The organism is Microvirga alba, assembly GCF_015694465.1.
GTDB classification, from domain to species: Bacteria; Pseudomonadota; Alphaproteobacteria; order Rhizobiales; family Beijerinckiaceae; genus Microvirga; species Microvirga alba.
The window spans coordinates 1-15,342 of sequence record NZ_JADQDO010000015.1; the positions used below are offsets into that span (position 1 = coordinate 1).

Consider the following 15,342-nt stretch of genomic DNA (forward strand, 5'->3'; position numbering starts at 1 on the left):
ATGCGCCGCGCCACCAACACGATCAATTACGGCACCACGCTGCCGCTCGCCCAGGGCGTGAAATTCGACGTCGACGCGTGATGGCTGAAGGGCGGCTCAAGAACTGAGCCGCCCTCCTGGCGTAGCCTCTACGGCGCCTACTGAGGCAGAACAATCGGAAGATCTCCGGGAATTTCGCTCCGGCATCCGCATTCGGTGCTGCCCGGAGATCCATGCCGTTTGCGCTTTCACACGAGCGATTAGCGAAACGCCTCTACCCATAACGGGTTACCCCGCATGAGCTGTGTGTTTCCACCGTTTCGGCGCATTTCGCCTCCCAACGGGCGTGCGGACAGGCGTCGCGCAGCCGCAGACCTAATGTGGAATGGTCGAGGCGACAGCGACGCCAGCCCGTCGCGACCCGCAATTCAGGCGGGCCGGCGGGACTTGAGAAAGAGCGTGACCACAACGACCGCGATTGCAGCCATGGCCACGTAACCGATTGTGATTGTAGTGGATCTTGCCGCGCAGCTTGAATTCAGAGCACCGATGTTGAAGGCGTTGATTCCGACGCAGACGAGATCACCGAAGTCGGATGCAATTTTGTTCAAAGCCACCTCCATCTCATGGCGAGTCTGAGGTTAGCCGATCTGGGCTCGTGTCAAAATTTGGCGCTGGCGGATCCATCCAGGATCTAGGCCATATGGCCGAATGGACCAACGCGCCGAGATGCGAGAAACAGAATAACAATATGTTGCGGCATTGGTTTTGCATCCCGGGTCAACGTGTGTCGGGTTCATCCAGGTTAGGATCAGACATTATGAAGTCTCTCCTCGATCGTTTTCTGAAGGGCGAAGCCGGCGCTGTCGCCATTGAGTATGGGCTCATTGCTTGCCTCGTCTCAATCGTGATCGTGGCTGCTTTGACGCTCATGGCGCCCCAGGTGGAAGGCCTGTACATCACAATCAAAGACGCGGTCGTGTCTGCTCTCAGATGAGGATGTGGACGCTCCAAGTGTATCGCGGCGGGTAGTAGCAACGCTTTCTGCTTCGCTCTCGCCAAGCCAACAGAAATGCGTGAGCGCATGTGGTTGAAGCGCTCTGCCATGCGACTGCGCAAGGTCGCGCAACGACCGGGCCATTTCGCTCAGTCTAGACCATTTGGGATATGCGGCGTGGCCGGAAGCCTCGGCCATAAAGCCGAATCGACTGGCAAATTTGGATAGCCGAAAATACGACAACACAAGGACTGGGCTCTGGTCTTTACGAATTCCAGGTCATGGCCTTGTGCCGAGGCTGCGGCGTCAGGCAGCGGAAATCCATCCAGGTCAAGGACAGATATCATGAAGTCTCTCGTAACGCGTTTCGTGAAGGACGAATCCGGCGCAACCGCCATCGAATACGGCCTCATCGCCGGTCTTGTCTCGGTAGTAATTATTACCGCTCTGACTTCTGTCGGCACCGATTTGAAGTCGGTATTCGAGACTATTCAGACGAAGCTCGCGGCAGTCCCGAAGACTTAAGGGCGTCCCAGTTATTTTGAAGCGGAGCGTTCGAAAAGCGCTCCGCTTCGCTTCCGCTAAACCGGATCGCCTCAGCGACTTTGGCTAAAAAGCGTGTGCCAATGACTTTTCCTGTTGCCGCATCATACGTCGCACTTGTGTGTTTCGCTATCGGGATGGTGTGGGCGGCCGCGGCCGATCTCGTGACGATGAAGATCAGGAACGAGCTCGTTCTCTTTCTTCTCGCGAGTTATGCGATCTTGGCCCCGTCCTCCGGCATCGATTGGGTGGATATCGGTTGGAGCGTCGCCGTTGCCGTGGGCGTTCTCGTCTGCGCGTTTGTCTTATTCGGTCTCGGTTGGATCGGCGGTGGCGACGCCAAATTGGCGGCCGTGATCGCGTTGTGGCTCGGGGCGGATCATGCTTTCGCCTATGTCCTCTACACGGCGCTGTTCGGCGGAATCCTGACGATCGCGCTTCTTCAGTTTCGTTTAACGGTACTGCCTTCCCAATGCCTGACCGTGAACTGGATCATGCGGCTGCATGCACCGGAGACAGGCGTTCCTTACGGAGTTGCAATCGCAGGTGCGGCGCTCTTCATCTTTCCGATGACACACTGGATGAAAGCTTCGATCTGAAGCGAAAGCGCCAGGAATCTCCATTCATGATCAACGACGGGGTTTTCGACCATGCTTCGTGTTATCATTCTTGTGGTTGCGATTGGGGCTGGTTGCCTCGCGGGTTGGCTCGTGCTCTCCACGCGGTCGCGCGAGGGGATCGCGGTCGCACCGACTGCGCCGGTCGCGCAGACCACAGCCGAAGTCTTGGTCGCCGCGAGCGACTTGATTCAAGGGCAGGCGCTCGATGAGAAAAGCCTTCGCTGGCAATCCTGGCCAAAGGATGCCGTCAGCCCCGGGTTCATCAGCCGTGAAGCCAAGCCCGATGCACTGACCTCTCTCAGTGGGGTGCTCGTGCGCAGCCATTTTGTTTCCGGCGAGCCTATCCGGGAGGAAAAGCTTTCCCGCGGCCCTGCCGGCATGCTTGCCACCATGCTGCCGTCCGGCAAGCGCGCCGTCGCGATTCGCGTCTCGGCGGAAAGCGCGGCGGGTGGATTCATCCTGCCCAATGACCGTGTGGATGTCATTCAGAACGTCTCCGGTTCGGACGGAGGGAAGGCCGAGAACAGGAGCCGCACTCTTCTCAGGAACGTCCGCGTGCTGGCAGTGGATCAGAAAGCCGACGAAGCCAAGGGCCAGTTGGTCGTTGTGGGCAAGACCGCGACGCTGGAGGTGACTCCGATCGAAGCAGAGACAATCGCGTCGGCTCAAGCCGCCGGCACTCTTTCGCTCGCCCTCCGCTCGATCGCAGACCTCGATGAAAAGCCTGTCCTCGCGCAGGATAACAGCGTCAACGTACGCGTGTTCCGTGCGGGCAAAAGTGAAGATGTGAAAGTCCTGAGCGAAGGCACGATCATTCAATGACGTGTGGCGCGTACGGCATTGGGACGGGTGAGCGTAGATGACCAGCCTCGCATCGACGATGAGGTTCGAGCCTCTCGAGTCAGACACGGTTCAAGCGCGATCGATCGCACGCAGGCTTGAGGGAATGGCGCCCTCGGACAATCCACATCGTCGGCAGGCGATGCGGATCCCCTACATTCGCATTCAGGCCTTCTGTGAAAGTCCCGATGTCGCGGACATCATCAGGAGTGCAGCCGCCGATCGTCTCATGTCGCGTGCTCAGGTCACCGTTCAGGAAGGTGGGATTGCCGCCGCGACTGCACGCTACCAGGAGGAACCGACGCCCCAGCTCATCGTGATCGAAAGCTGCTCGGCGCCTGAGGCATTCCTCGCCGAACTCGACAGACTGGCCGAAGTCAGTGACGCCGGCACGAAGGTGATGGCGATCGGACATGCAAACGACGTCTATTTCTATCGTGAGCTGACGCGGCGGGGCATCAGCGATTATCTGCTTGCTCCCATCGATCCTGTATCCCTTATCGCTGCTATTGCGGGGATTTACAGCGAGCCGGCATCGGGGAAGCTCGGACAGGCATTCGCCTTTGTGGGCACGAAGGGCGGAGTTGGGTCCTCGACGATTGCTCATAACGTGGGATGGACGATCGCGCGCCAACTTGAATCCGATGTCGTCCTCGCGGATATGGATCTGGCGTTCGGCACGGCGAGCCTCAATTTCAAGCTCGACGCCGGACAGGGTGTGGCCGAGGCCATCGAAGATGCGGGGCGCCTCGACGAGGTTCTACTTGACCGCCTGCTCGCCAAATGTGGTGATCATTTCAGTCTGCTTCGCGCGCCCGGCACGCTCGACAAGTGTTATGACCTTTCGGAGAACGCCGTCGATCCGCTGATCGAAATTGCGCAATCGAGCGTGCCGTTCCTGATCCTGGACATGCCACATGTGTGGAACTCGTGGGCTAGAAACGTGCTGGTTGGCACTGACGAGATCATCATCACGGCCGTTCCGGATCTTCCCAATTTGCGGAATGCCAAGAGCCTGATCACATTCCTGCGGCAAGCCCGCCCCCATGATCCACCACCCAAGTTGGTCTTGAACCAGGTCGGCATGTCGAAAAAACCGGAAATCAAAGCCGCAGAGTTTGCCAAGGCCGTTCAGCTCGAATTGCTGGCTTGCCTCGCGTTTGACCCGCATCTTTTTGGAACGGCCTCGAACGAAGGCAAGATGGTGGCCGAGGTGTCCGCGAAAGCGGCCGCCTCCAAGATCTTCACCGAAATCGCAGACGCCATCGCGCCTCAGCAGTTACGCCGCCGCAAAGGGCCATTCAGCCTCGGTTCAATGATCAGAAAGATGAAATTCGGTTCGAAAAACCCATAAGGCAGCCGTTGTCTCGCTCGAGCGCGCAAGAACAGGGAACTCCGATCATGTTCGGCAAAAGAAGCCTGCAGAGTGAAAGGCCGGGCGAGGTATCGGTGTTTCAGCGGACATCAAGCGTCGAAACGCTGGGGAGATCCCCGGTCAACGCTGCGGGGAAGCCGTCCGCAGCGGCCGAACCGAAGGCACGTCCCCGCGCTGCCGTCGCCGCGAAGACGGCACCGAGGACATCTGATGTGGTGGCCGCGGCTCGCCCGCAGGCAGCGAAGTCTGACGAATATTATCTGCTCAAGGGCCAGGTTTTCGCGGCATTGATCGAAGCGATCGACGTTTCGCAACTTGCGAGAATGGATGCCAGCCACGCGCGCGATGCAATCGGAGAAATCGTCACCGATATCGTGACCGCGAAGAAGGTCGTCATGTCGATCTCGGAGCAGGATGAACTCCTCCGGGATATCTGCAACGACGTCCTCGGCTATGGACCGCTCGAACCGCTGCTCGGCCGCGATGACATCGCCGATATCATGGTCAACGGCGCCGACACGGTCTACATCGAGGTCGGTGGTAAGGTGCAGAGGACGGATATCCATTTCCGCGACAACGCGCAGTTGCTCCACATTTGCCAGCGCATCGTGAGCCAGGTCGGTCGCAGGGTCGACGAATCCAGCCCGATTTGCGACGCACGCCTCGCTGACGGCTCGCGCGTGAACGTCATTGCCTTTCCATTGGCTATCGATGGCCCGAGCCTGACGATCCGCAAATTCAAGAAAGACAAGCTCACTCTCGATCAGCTCGTCAAATTCGGCGCCATTTCGCCGGAGGGCGCGGAAATTCTGCAGATCATCGGCCGCGTTCGTTGCAACGTCCTCATCTCGGGCGGTACCGGTTCGGGCAAGACGACCCTGCTGAATTGCCTGACGGCCTATATCGAACCCACTGAGCGTGTGATTACCTGCGAAGACGCGGCGGAGCTTCAGTTGCAGCAACCGCACGTCGTCCGTCTGGAAACGCGGCCACCCAATCTTGAGGGCGAGGGCCAAGTCACCATGCGCGATCTCGTCAGGAACTGCCTCCGCATGCGGCCTGAGCGTATCATCGTCGGCGAGGTGCGCGGCGCGGAGGCCTTCGATCTCCTCCAGGCGATGAATACCGGGCATGACGGCTCGATGGGCACCCTCCATGCCAACTCTCCGCGGGAGGCTCTCTCCCGTCTGGAGTCAATGATTACGATGGGCGGCTATTCGCTGCCGTCGAAGACAATTCGCGAAATGATCGTGTCCTCGATCGACGTGGTCATTCAGGCCGCGCGCCTGAGAGATGGCTCGCGCCGGATTACACACATTACCGAGATTCTCGGCCTCGAAGGGGATGTCATCACCACACAGGATCTCTTCATCTACGATCTCCAGGGCGAGGATCCGCAGGGCAATCTTATCGGACAGCATCGCTCGACGGGGGTCGGCAGGCCCCGCTTCTGGGATCGCGCGCGCTATTACGGCGAGGAAAAGCGCCTCGCTGCTGCGCTCGATGCTGCCGAGAAAGTTGGCCCGTGATGCCAATACGTACTGGAGTTGAATGATGTTGTCGCCGGAGCTTGTGCCGCTGTTCGTCGCCCTGCTCGCCGCTGTCAGTGTCGGCGGCATCGCGATTTCAATGCTCTATGCGCGGGCAGGACGCTCGGAGGCCGACAGGCGGCTCGCGGCGATTGCCGCATGGGATGGTCCGATGGCTGGTGCTGCAGCCTTCGAGGATGGTGGACGGAAGCGTTCGATCGAAACCACACTGCGCAACCTCGAGGAACAGCAGAAGGCAAAGAAAGGCGTCAAGCCATCGCTTACGACCCGGATGCGACAGGCCGACCTGAGCTGGAGCAAGAAGACATATTTCGTTGCCTGCCTGGTCGCCAGCGGAGTTTCGTTCATGGTTGCCCTCACCATTTTCGGGGTCAGTCCGCTGCCTGCCATGGGCTTCGGGCTGGCCGGCGGGCTTCTGCTGCCTCATCTCTACGTGAACAGACGGCGCACGAATCGTTTCAAGAGTTTCGATGCCGAATTTCCCAATGCGGTTGATGTGATTGTGCGCGGTGTCAAGGCAGGTTTGCCGGTTGTCGATTGTCTCCGGATCATTGCGACAGAAGCGAAGGAGCCGGTGCGCAGCGAATTCAGAGCGATCCTTGACGATCAGACGCTGGGAATGCCAATTGATCAGGCCGTGCAGCGGTTTGCCGAGCGCATTCCAGTCGCGGCCGCCAATTTCTTTGCCATCGTCATCGCGCTTCAGAGTCGCTCGGGAGGAAGCCTTTCCGAGGCTCTCGGGAATCTGTCCAGGGTCCTGCGGGAGCGCAAGAAAATGGACGGCAAGATCCGGGCGATGAGCTCAGAGGCGAAAGCCTCCGCCGGCATCATCGGGTCGCTCCCCGTGGTCGTCACCTGTTTGTTGTATCTCTCCGCGCCCGACTACATCACGCTGCTGTTTACGACCCTCATCGGCAAATTGGTTCTTGCGGCCGCCGCGATCTGGATGGGTTTCGGCGTGCTGATGATGCGGAAAATGATCAATTTCGATTTTTGAGGTTGCAATGAACATTGGCGTGCTCGCCGGCAATGTCGATATGCTCATCGCTCTTTCCGCGGCTATCGCCGTTTTCGCGGCGATCTTCGTAGTCTCCTGGCCTTATCTCGTCCGCGATCGCCTTACCGAACGAATGGCTCAGGTGACCACTGAGAGCGAGCGCATCCGGGTGCGCGAGCGCGGTCGTCTCAACGCTCAAAACAGGCAGGTATCACTCAGGAGCGAGCCGAAGCGGCTCTACAAACTCATCGTGGATCGTCTCCATCTGGCTGGAACAGAGGATAGCGAGACCGTCAAGATGTTGCGGATGGCCGGTTATCGCGGCGAGGGGCCGATCATTGCTTACCTCGCCATCCGCCAGCTCGCTCCCGTCGTCATGATCGTTCTGGCGACTTTGTATGTCTTCGTCATTCTGCAGCTTGGATACCCCCTCTTCGTGAAGCTGGCGATCGTCATGGCCGCGGCTGGACTCGGCTATTATGCCCCGTCGCTTTACTTGAAGAACAAGATCACGAAGCGACAAACCTCAATCCGCCGCTCATGGCCGGACGCCCTCGACCTTTTGCTCATCTGCGTGGAAAGTGGGATGGGAATCGAAGGCGCCCTTCGCAAGGTCTCCGCCGAGATAGGCTCTCAATCGGTAGAGCTCGCGGAGGAGCTGGGCTTGACGACGGCGGAACTGTCTTACCTGCAGGATCGACGCAAAGCGTACGAAAATCTCGCCGAGCGCACGGGTCTCGACGGCGTCAAAGGTGTCGTCACCAGCCTCATTCAGTCGGAGAAATACGGTACCGCGCTCAGTCAGTCCCTTCGCGTTCAGGCGCAGGAGAACCGCGACATGCGCATGAATGAGGCCGAGAAGAAGGCTGCTGCCTTGCCGCCCAAACTGACAGTTCCGATGATCGTGTTTTTCCTGCCTGTCCTATTCGCCGTCATCATCACGCCGGCGGTTATCCAGATCATGAAGGTCTAGGAGTGATGCCATTGAAACCGCAATGTGCCATCTGCGGGTGACCGGCGCTCGCGCCGATCGAACTGCTCCAGCAGAAGTGGACGGTCCAGCGGTGGATTGTGGCGTGGTCAACGGGGATGCCGCGCTCGGCTATCATCTCCTTGAGATCCCGCAGGCTAAGGCTATAAGTGCGATATCACCGGACGCACAGCAGGATGATCGAGCGATCGAAATCGCGGCCTTTGAACATCTGAATCTCCGGAGTTTGCCGGAGGCGTAGACCGAACTGAACTGATGCGCGGCGCGGCAGCGAACGTCATTGATTCTACGGCGGACACATCCTCGTCGGCGGCGAACTCCTCTTCGGGGGCGCAGGAGGTGAGCCTTCACGTCCAGACCGTCGCATCGGCGGCAAAGGATCCAAACGCGTCGATTACGGAGATCAGTCGCCAGATCGACCAATCGAGCCAAACGACTCGGGCGGCGGCGCGCGAAGCACAAGAAAGCCCAGAGAAGGCTCAGGCTCTCGCCGAATCCTCGCAGAAGATCGGGCATATTGTATCACTCATCAGGACTATCGCAGGACAGACCAATCTGCTGGCCCTTAATGAGACCATCGAGGCCGCGAGAGCCGGTGAAGCAGGCAAGGGGTTCGCCGTTGTCGCATCTGAGGTTAAGACGCTGACGGGGCAGACGGCCAATGCAACAGAGGATATCAGGGCACAGATCGAGGCCATCTAGAGCTCAACCTCGGAGACCGTAGACAGCCAGACGGAATAGGTTACTGCCGCCGTCCACAACTTCCTCGAAGAGGTTCGCCGCATCTAATGCGGCAACCTCGGTGACTCGCTGCGGAGAGCGAGAAGTGCGTCAATATCAGGAAACGCGTTCTGCCTCGTGGCCGACGAGACTGTTGAATACCCTTGAGGGAAGCCTCAACCTCATCGGAGTCTCGGAATTTTACCAGAGGTGTACGCCGGAGCAAGTTACCGAAGAGTTCGCGACGGTTCCGCAGGAAATCCCCTTCCTCAACGGGGCAAGAGCGTCAGCAAGTCATCGTAGAGCGTCTTGGGAATACGCACACCATGCGCCTCGCTGCGCACACGGGCCTCATAGCGGCGCTGGGACGGTAGGCGCGCGCCCTGACCAACGATCGATTCGAACATCCTCTCAGCGCTGTCCACATGCGGCGCGGCATCCCCACCCAAAAACACCTTCGGATCAAAGGCGAGGATCAGCTCGCCATGGCAGGGCGCTGCACCGACACCTTCGTCGAAGGTCATGGATTCCGCGCTCGTCATGCCGCCAATCAGCGGTCCCGCCATCAGCTCGATCATCGCGGAAAGCGCCGAGCCCTTGTGGCCACCGAAGGTGAGCATCGCACCCGCCAAGGCTGCCGCCGCATCGTTGGTGGAATTGCCTTCGCTGTCGATGGCCCAGCCAGTTGGAATAGCCTTGCCCGCGCGCCGATGGAGCTCGATCTCACCGCGCGCGATGGCGCTGGTAGCGAAGTCGAACACGAAGGGCGGCCCGTCAGGACGCGGCCAAGCGAAGGCAATCGGGTTCGTGCCGAAGATAGGCTTCCTTCCGCCTGCGGGTGCCACCCAGCTATGGCTCGGCGTCATTGCGAGCGCCACCAGCCCCATTTCGCTGATGGCCTCGACTTCCGGCCAAAGGGCGGAAAAGTGGAAGCAATTGTTGATGGCCATGGCCGCTAGGCCCAGCTTGCGGGCCTTCTCGACGAGCAGCGGCTTGCCGCGCTCGAACGCCAGAGGCGAGAAGCCGTAATGGGCGTCGACACGAACGATGGCGGGTGCGTGATCGACCACATCCGGTACCGCGTTGGGATTGACCTTGCCTTCCTTTACGGATCTCACGCAGCCGAGCAACCGGTACACGCCGTGGGAATGGCATTCATCGCGCTGCGCAGCATAGATGACAGCGGCAATGGCCTCGGCCTGCTCGCTGGAAAGACAGCCCGCTTTCAGAACATCGATGCTGAGACGCCGCACATCGTCCAGCGAGAGGGAGACTTCTTCACTCATACTTCCGTTGCCCGATCCGTTCGCTTCTGATGGCGCTTTTTTTGAAAAGCGTGGCGTTCAGTCTACATCTGCGGCCAGGTATCCGACAGCTGGTAGCCATGCGGCCACGGATCGTCCGGATCGAGCATGTGCTGATGGGTGCCCGTGACCCAAGCGCGTCCGGAGATGGAAGGGATGATGCCCCTCTTTCCGCCGACCGTCACCTCATCCTCGATCCGGCAGATGAACTCGGAATCGATGATCGAGTGGCCAACGAAGCTATCGCCGACCTTCATGATGCCACGCGCATGAAGCACGGCCATGCGGGCCGAGCAGCCCGTTCCGGTGGGCGAGCGGTCGATCTTGCCGGGCCTCACCACGACGGCATTGGCACCATGCAGAACGCCGTCTCGGTCCACGAGAGGCGCTGCGATCTGACAGAACGAGATGTGATCCCAGCCCGGAAGCTCGGGATGCCTGAAACCAATTTGCTCATTGGCCGCGCGGGTGATCCTCACGCCGATCTCGGCAAGGTCCTTCGCCTCGTCGGGGCGGATCGCAAAGCCAAGAGCCTTAGCATCCGTGATCACGAAGCTATCACCGCCATAGGCCGTATCGACGGTCAGCGTGCCCAGACCCTCGACCTCGATCTTTACATCGAGCTTGTCGGCGAAGGAGGGCACGTTGCGGACCGTGATACGCTCGGCCTTGCCGGCGCGGCAGGCCGCAGTGACTTCGACAAGACCGCCCGGCGCTTCGAGGGTGAGGTGTGTTTCCGGTTCCTGCATCGGAATGATCCCCGTGTCGAGCAGCACGGTTGCGACGCAGATGGAATTTGAACCCGACATCGGTGGCGTATCGGCGGGCTCCATGATTATCCAGCCCATCTGCGCTTGCGGGTTCTTTGGCGGGACCAATAGATTCACGTGCCGAAAGACACCGCCGCGCGGTTCGTTCAGAACGAATTTGCGCAAAGTTTCATCTTTGGCGATGAATCGTGACTGCTGCCAAACTGTATCGCCCGGCGGAGGTGCGACGCCACCCACAATCACATCTCCCACCTCCCCTTCCGCGTGGCAACTGACGACATGAACGACTTTTGACGTGCGCATATTTGCCCCCCGGTCAGGTCTGATGGATCGTTTAGAGTGCTGGATGATGTGGCGCGGGAACGTTGCCCTGCGTCGACAAAGAATCGATGGAACTGTCGCAACCCTCCAGTAGCTCAGTGCACCATACGCCACCGGCAGACTCTGGAGGTATCTGATGTTCAAAAGTCGCCATTTTGATCGTTCGGTAATCCTGCCCTGTGCCTGCAGTCTCCGCAATCTCCAGGAGATGCTGACCGAGCACTGTCGCTGATTGCGCCGCAATCGGTGATCCGTGAAGAAGCGCGGTACGTAGGCGTCGGGGTCGGCAAGCAAGTCTGGCCGCTTGCCGCTCTAGCTGGGTCGGAACGGCACGCGCCGGCGATCATCGCGAGCGCGGATCGAGCGCGTCGCGTAGACCGTCCCCGAGGAGGTTAAACGACAGCACGGTCGTGAAGATCGCCATGCCGGGCCAGAGCGCCATCCAGGGCGCACTGCTCAGGAAGCGCTGGGCGGAGTTCAGCATCGATCCCCAGGAGGGTGCCGGTGGCTGTAGGCCGAGACCGAGGAAGGACATGCTGGCTTCCGCGATAATAGCGGATGCGATTGTCAACGTCGCCTGAACCATGAGCTGCGGCAAGATATTTGGCAGGATATGCCGGACCGCGATGCGCCATTGCGGATTGCCCACTGCGCTCGCCGCCTCGATATATTCCTCTGCCTTGATGGAGAGCACTTGGCCACGCGTCAACCGGATGAACAGCGGCATGGCAGTGATGCCGATCGCTAACATGGCATTGGTGAGGCTCGGGCCGAGGAAGGCCGCAAAGGCGATCGCGAGGATCAGGAACGGACAGGCAAGCATCGCATCGGTGAAGCGGCTGATGAGACCGTCGATGATGCCACCGAGAAATCCCGCGGCGAGGCCGAGCGGCACGCCGATCGCCATGGCTATGCCGGCAGAGGTAAGACCCGCCATCAGGGAGGCGCGTGCACCCCAGATGATGCGAGAAAGCACGTCTCGACCGGCTTCATCGGTGCCCATCCAGTGAAGGGCCGACGGCGCCTTTCGCACCGCCGTCCAACTCTGGGCGGCCGGATCAAAGGGCGCCAGGACCGGCGCGAAGACGGCAACGAACACCATGAACAGCACGACGATCATGCCCACGAGCGCGCTCTTGCGCTTCGAAAGCCGTCGCCAGAGGTGGCTGCGGAAGAAATTCGCCATGGGGTTGGTCGAAGGATTAGTCTCCGAGATCGTCAGCACGGTCAGCTTCTCAGTCTTGGGTTGACGAGGATGTATCCGATGTCAGCCAGAAGGTTGAGGATGATGTAGAAAAGCGAGGTCACCAGGACGACGCCCTGCACGACGGAATAATCGCGAGTGAAGACGGCGTCGACGATAAGTTTGCCGAAACCGGGGATCGTAAAGATCTGCTCCGTCAGCACGGCACCGGAGAGCAGCGCGCCGAATTCCAGCGCGCCGAGCGTGATGATCGGCGTCAGAGCGTTGCGCATAGCGTGCTTGAACACCACCACCCATTCGCTCAGCCCCTTGGCGCGCGCGGTACGCACATAGTCGCTTTCGAGCGCCTGCAGCATGGCGCTGCGGGTATGGCGCATGATGACGCCAGCGATCGCCGTGCCCAGCACGAAGGCCGGCATGATCGTCGTCGAAAGGTTCATCTTGAGATCTTCGGAGGGGCTGACGAAGCCTGAGGCCGGGAGCCAGCCGAGATGAACCGAGAAGAACAGGATGAGCATGATGCCCAACCAGAAATTCGGCACCGAAATGCCGGCGAGCGACACGACGTTCGTCGCATAGTCGACGGCGCTGTTCTGGCGCAACGCCGAGATGACACCGCCCAAAACGCCGAGGATGAGCGCCACGACGATGCCCATGATCGCGAGCTGCAGCGTCACCGGCAACTTAAGGAGGATCAGATCGAGCACCGGTCGGTTGTGGCGCATAGATTCGCCGAGGTCGCCGGTCATCACGCCCTTCACCCAGAAGATGTACTGGACGAAAATCGGTTGGTCGAGGTGATATTGTGCGCGAACTGCCGCGAGTGTCGCCTCGTCTGGATTTTCGCCGGCGAGCACCAGCGCCGGGTCACCGGGCAGCAGGTGCTGGAGCGAGAAGATGATCAGCGACAGGATGACGACTGTGGGGATAAGTTGCAGGAGACGGCGCGCAAGAAGCGAGGACATGGCTTAGCCTCCTTTGACTGTCTGGGCCGACCGCGCGGCCATGGCCTCGAAGGCTACGAACAGCTTTTCGAGTTTGGGATTGCGGGGTTCGCGGACGCCTTCCGTGCCATCCTGCGCGGGCAGATCGCGCCAGAAGGCGCATGCGTTGGCGTGGCCGCTCGCCTCGACGTCGAGCTTCATGCTGACGGTCTTGCATTCGGGCCGAGCATGCGGACAGCGCGTATGCAGCCGGCAGCCCTGCGGGGGAGAAAGCGGGCTGGGCAGGTCGCCGTGGAGCCGGGCGGCGCGGGAGCGCTGATGGCTTGGGGGAGCGGCGACCGGAATGGCCGAGAGCAGCGCCCGGGTATACGGGTGGCGGGGTGCACTGAAAATCTCGTCGGACGCCCCAATCTCGACCACCTTGCCGAGGTACATGACGGCAACCCGGTCGGCGATGTGCTTCACCACGCCGAGATCATGCGAGATGAAGACGAAGGCGAGCCCGAGGCGGTTCTGCAGATCCTTCAGGAGATTGAGGATCTGGGCCTGAATCGACACGTCGAGCGCCGAGACCGCTTCATCGCAGATGATCGCCTTCGGCTCGGGCGCGAGCGCTCGGGCAATCACTACGCGCTGGCGCTGGCCGCCGGAGAACTCGTGCGGATAGCGGTTTGCCTGTTCGGGGCGAAGACCCACCATTTCGAGGAGTTCGGCGACACGCTTAGCGCGCTGGCCAGCCGGCACGATGTTGTGCAGCATCAACGGCTCGGCGATGGTCTGAGCGATCGTCATGCGCGGGTTCAGGGACGCGTAAGGGTCTTGGAAAATGAGCTGGACATGCCGCCGCTGCTGGCGCATCTCCGCATGGCTGATATTGGTGACGTTCTGCCCGTCGATGAACACCTCGCCGGTGCTAGGCTTGATAAGGCGCATCAACAGCCGGCCGAGAGTCGATTTCCCGCAGCCTGATTCACCCACAATCGCCAGGGTCTCGCCCGGCATCAGGGATAGCGTCACATTGTCAACGGCACGAATTTGCACCAGTGGACGGCTGAAGACGCTGCGCTTGAGGACGAAGTTCTTACCGAGCCCTCGGACTTCGATAATCGGCTTTACGGCGGAGGCGGAAGAAGGGGCTTGGGTCATGGGACGAGGTCCTCCATGGGTGCCCGCCAGCAACGGCTGAAATGGCTCTGGGAGACCTCCATCAACGCGGGCATTTCGGCGCATTTGTTGATGCGGAACGGGCAGCGTGCCTGGAAACGGCATCCGGCCGGCGGATTGGCCATATCCGGCACGGTGCCCGTTATCGCCGCGAGGCGCTCGCGCTTCTCGTCAAGGCGCGGCAGCGAACCGAGTAGGCCGACCGTGTAGGGATGCTGCGGGAAGGTGAAGAGTTCCTCCACAGAGCATTGCTCGACTACTTGGCCGGCATACATGACGATCACGTCGTCGCAGGATTCCGCGACGACGCCGAGATCGTGGGTGATGAGGACGATGGCGGTGCCGGTCTTCTGCTGCAATTCGCGCATCAGTTCCAAGACTTGCGCCTGGATGGTGACGTCCAGTGCTGTGGTCGGCTCGTCGGCGATTAGGAGTTCCGGATCGCAGGCGAGTGCCATCGCGATCATCACACGCTGGCGCATGCCGCCCGAAAGATTATGCGGGTACTGGTGATAACGGGTTTCGGGCGACGGAATGCGCACCAACCGCAGCATGGCGATGGTGCGTTCGGCCGCCTCCTTCTTGGACATCTGGCGGTGACGCAGGATGACTTCTTTGATTTGCTCACCGACCGTATAGGAGGGATTGAGCGAGGTCATCGGCTCCTGGAAAATCATCGCCAGCCGGTTGCCCCGCAGGCTCCGCATGGTGCTCGTCGGTTCAGTTAGCAACTGGCGCCCGTCAAAATTGACGTTGCCGGAAACGCGGGCCGTATGCTCGGGCAGAAGCCGCATTAAGGCAAGCGACGTGACGCTCTTGCCGCTGCCGGATTCCCCGACGATGGCAAGCGTGCGGCCCTTCTTGACAGAAAAACTCACGCCATCGACTGCGGTGACGGTCCTCGTATCGCCTTCGAAGACGACCCGGAGGTTCGAGACATCCAATACGGATGGCACGGCATCGTCAGCCCGAACGGATCGGGCTGACGGAGCGTGAAGTATATTTTGAGACGTGCTCATCGAA

At 60.2% G+C, this 15,342-nt stretch carries 16 protein-coding genes and 2 pseudogenes; 10 read left to right on the forward strand and 8 right to left on the reverse strand.

The genetic code is table 11. The features are described 5' to 3' along the window. Nucleotides 1-407: 407 nt before the first annotated feature. Nucleotides 408-590: a hypothetical protein gene (locus tag I2H38_RS19265; RefSeq protein ID WP_196273502.1), complete on the reverse strand. Its 183-nt coding sequence runs from the start codon at nt 588-590 to the stop codon at nt 408-410. Nucleotides 591-799: 209 nt separating this feature from the next. Between I2H38_RS19265 and I2H38_RS19270 the strand changes: the two genes are divergently transcribed. The 8 genes from I2H38_RS19270 to I2H38_RS19305 all read left to right on the forward strand — a co-directional run bounded on the left by I2H38_RS19270 (nt 800) and on the right by I2H38_RS19305 (nt 7,874). Beyond that, nucleotides 800-976 carry a Flp family type IVb pilin gene (locus I2H38_RS19270; RefSeq protein WP_196273503.1) on the forward strand — a complete coding sequence of 59 codons (177 nt, stop codon included), beginning with the start codon at nt 800-802 and terminating at the stop codon, nt 974-976. Between the two features lie 345 nt (nt 977-1,321). Further along, nucleotides 1,322-1,501 (forward strand): Flp family type IVb pilin, encoded by a 180-nt coding sequence (locus tag I2H38_RS19275; RefSeq protein WP_196273504.1) that lies wholly within the window; start codon nt 1,322-1,324, stop codon nt 1,499-1,501. A 101-nt stretch (nt 1,502-1,602) separates the two neighbouring features. Next, a complete protein-coding gene (locus I2H38_RS19280) occupies nt 1,603-2,118 on the forward strand; it encodes an A24 family peptidase (protein WP_196273505.1) in 516 nt (171 codons plus the stop codon). 51 nt (nt 2,119-2,169) lie between these two features. Beyond that, nucleotides 2,170-2,961, forward strand: coding sequence for a Flp pilus assembly protein CpaB (cpaB, locus tag I2H38_RS19285; protein WP_196273506.1), 792 nt, complete (start codon nt 2,170-2,172; stop codon nt 2,959-2,961). 124 nt (nt 2,962-3,085) lie between these two features. Further along, nucleotides 3,086-4,333: an AAA family ATPase gene (locus I2H38_RS19290; protein WP_196273507.1), complete on the forward strand. Its 1,248-nt coding sequence runs from the start codon at nt 3,086-3,088 to the stop codon at nt 4,331-4,333. 47 nt (nt 4,334-4,380) lie between these two features. After that, nucleotides 4,381-5,883 carry a CpaF family protein gene (locus tag I2H38_RS19295; protein WP_210324879.1) on the forward strand — a complete coding sequence of 501 codons (1,503 nt, stop codon included), beginning with the start codon at nt 4,381-4,383 and terminating at the stop codon, nt 5,881-5,883. 22 nt (nt 5,884-5,905) lie between these two features. After that, nucleotides 5,906-6,901: a type II secretion system F family protein gene (locus tag I2H38_RS19300; RefSeq protein ID WP_324617446.1), complete on the forward strand. Its 996-nt coding sequence runs from the start codon at nt 5,906-5,908 to the stop codon at nt 6,899-6,901. A gap of 7 nt (nt 6,902-6,908) precedes the next feature. Further along, nucleotides 6,909-7,874, forward strand: coding sequence for a type II secretion system F family protein (locus tag I2H38_RS19305; protein WP_196273508.1), 966 nt, complete (start codon nt 6,909-6,911; stop codon nt 7,872-7,874). A 21-nt stretch (nt 7,875-7,895) separates the two neighbouring features. On the opposite strand, the pseudogene I2H38_RS19310 reads toward I2H38_RS19305, so the two are convergent. Continuing rightward, a pseudogene (locus tag I2H38_RS19310) lies at nt 7,896-8,103 on the reverse strand (IS6 family transposase); the annotation flags it as partial. A gap of 128 nt (nt 8,104-8,231) precedes the next feature. Here I2H38_RS19310 and I2H38_RS19315 point away from each other — a divergent pair. Next, nucleotides 8,232-8,594, forward strand: a complete 363-nt coding sequence (locus tag I2H38_RS19315; RefSeq protein WP_324617447.1) for a methyl-accepting chemotaxis protein — start codon at nt 8,232-8,234, stop codon at nt 8,592-8,594. 287 nt (nt 8,595-8,881) lie between these two features. Here the strand turns inward: I2H38_RS19315 and I2H38_RS19320 are convergent, their stop codons facing one another. Next, nucleotides 8,882-9,898 carry an Ldh family oxidoreductase gene (locus I2H38_RS19320; protein WP_196273510.1) on the reverse strand — a complete coding sequence of 339 codons (1,017 nt, stop codon included), beginning with the start codon at nt 9,896-9,898 and terminating at the stop codon, nt 8,882-8,884. Between the two features lie 62 nt (nt 9,899-9,960). Then, entirely contained in the window at nt 9,961-10,989 is a 1,029-nt protein-coding gene (locus I2H38_RS19325) for a trans-3-hydroxy-L-proline dehydratase (RefSeq protein ID WP_196273511.1), read from the reverse strand. A gap of 154 nt (nt 10,990-11,143) precedes the next feature. On the opposite strand from I2H38_RS19325, the pseudogene I2H38_RS21545 reads away from it, so the two are divergent. Further along, nucleotides 11,144-11,227, forward strand: a pseudogene (locus I2H38_RS21545) (IS6 family transposase); the annotation flags it as partial. Between the two features lie 123 nt (nt 11,228-11,350). Here the strand turns inward: I2H38_RS21545 and I2H38_RS19330 are convergent. Genes I2H38_RS19330 through I2H38_RS19345 form a run of 4 tightly spaced genes read right to left on the reverse strand, consistent with a single transcriptional unit; the run spans nt 11,351 to nt 15,338 of the window. Continuing rightward, on the reverse strand, nt 11,351-12,193 hold the full coding sequence (locus I2H38_RS19330; protein ID WP_196273535.1) for an ABC transporter permease: 843 nt from the start codon (nt 12,191-12,193) through the stop codon (nt 11,351-11,353). Nucleotides 12,194-12,234: 41 nt separating this feature from the next. Then, a complete protein-coding gene (locus I2H38_RS19335; protein WP_196273512.1) occupies nt 12,235-13,176 on the reverse strand; it encodes an ABC transporter permease in 942 nt (313 codons plus the stop codon). A 3-nt stretch (nt 13,177-13,179) separates the two neighbouring features. Continuing rightward, the gene (locus I2H38_RS19340; RefSeq protein WP_196273513.1) at nt 13,180-14,301 is read right to left on the reverse strand and encodes an ABC transporter ATP-binding protein; all 1,122 of its coding nucleotides are present in this window, start codon (nt 14,299-14,301) and stop codon (nt 13,180-13,182) included. Next, nucleotides 14,298-15,338, reverse strand: a complete 1,041-nt coding sequence (locus I2H38_RS19345; RefSeq protein ID WP_196273514.1) for an ABC transporter ATP-binding protein — start codon at nt 15,336-15,338, stop codon at nt 14,298-14,300. The genes I2H38_RS19340 and I2H38_RS19345 overlap by 4 nt, the downstream gene beginning before the upstream one ends. Nucleotides 15,339-15,342: the final 4 nt, after the last annotated feature.

Excerpts from the sequence above, each read along its gene's own strand:
- I2H38_RS19325 (WP_196273511.1), bottom strand. The coding sequence starts at position 10,989 with ATGCGCACGTCAAAAGTCGTTCATGTCGTCAGTTGCCACGCGGAAGGG.
- I2H38_RS19280 (WP_196273505.1), top strand. The coding sequence starts at position 1,603 with ATGACTTTTCCTGTTGCCGCATCATACGTCGCACTTGTGTGTTTCGCT.
- I2H38_RS19335 (WP_196273512.1), bottom strand. The coding sequence starts at position 13,176 with ATGTCCTCGCTTCTTGCGCGCCGTCTCCTGCAACTTATCCCCACAGTC.
- I2H38_RS19290 (WP_196273507.1), top strand. The coding sequence starts at position 3,086 with ATGGCGCCCTCGGACAATCCACATCGTCGGCAGGCGATGCGGATCCCC.
- I2H38_RS19330 (WP_196273535.1), bottom strand. The coding sequence starts at position 12,193 with ATGGCGAATTTCTTCCGCAGCCACCTCTGGCGACGGCTTTCGAAGCGC.
- I2H38_RS19345 (WP_196273514.1), bottom strand. The coding sequence starts at position 15,338 with ATGAGCACGTCTCAAAATATACTTCACGCTCCGTCAGCCCGATCCGTT.
- I2H38_RS19340 (WP_196273513.1), bottom strand. The coding sequence starts at position 14,301 with ATGACCCAAGCCCCTTCTTCCGCCTCCGCCGTAAAGCCGATTATCGAA.
- I2H38_RS19275 (WP_196273504.1), top strand. The coding sequence starts at position 1,322 with ATGAAGTCTCTCGTAACGCGTTTCGTGAAGGACGAATCCGGCGCAACC.
- I2H38_RS19270 (WP_196273503.1), top strand. The coding sequence starts at position 800 with ATGAAGTCTCTCCTCGATCGTTTTCTGAAGGGCGAAGCCGGCGCTGTC.
- I2H38_RS19300 (WP_324617446.1), top strand. The coding sequence starts at position 5,906 with ATGATGTTGTCGCCGGAGCTTGTGCCGCTGTTCGTCGCCCTGCTCGCC.
- cpaB (WP_196273506.1), top strand. The coding sequence starts at position 2,170 with ATGCTTCGTGTTATCATTCTTGTGGTTGCGATTGGGGCTGGTTGCCTC.
- I2H38_RS19320 (WP_196273510.1), bottom strand. The coding sequence starts at position 9,898 with ATGAGTGAAGAAGTCTCCCTCTCGCTGGACGATGTGCGGCGTCTCAGC.
- I2H38_RS19295 (WP_210324879.1), top strand. The coding sequence starts at position 4,381 with ATGTTCGGCAAAAGAAGCCTGCAGAGTGAAAGGCCGGGCGAGGTATCG.
- I2H38_RS19305 (WP_196273508.1), top strand. The coding sequence starts at position 6,909 with ATGAACATTGGCGTGCTCGCCGGCAATGTCGATATGCTCATCGCTCTT.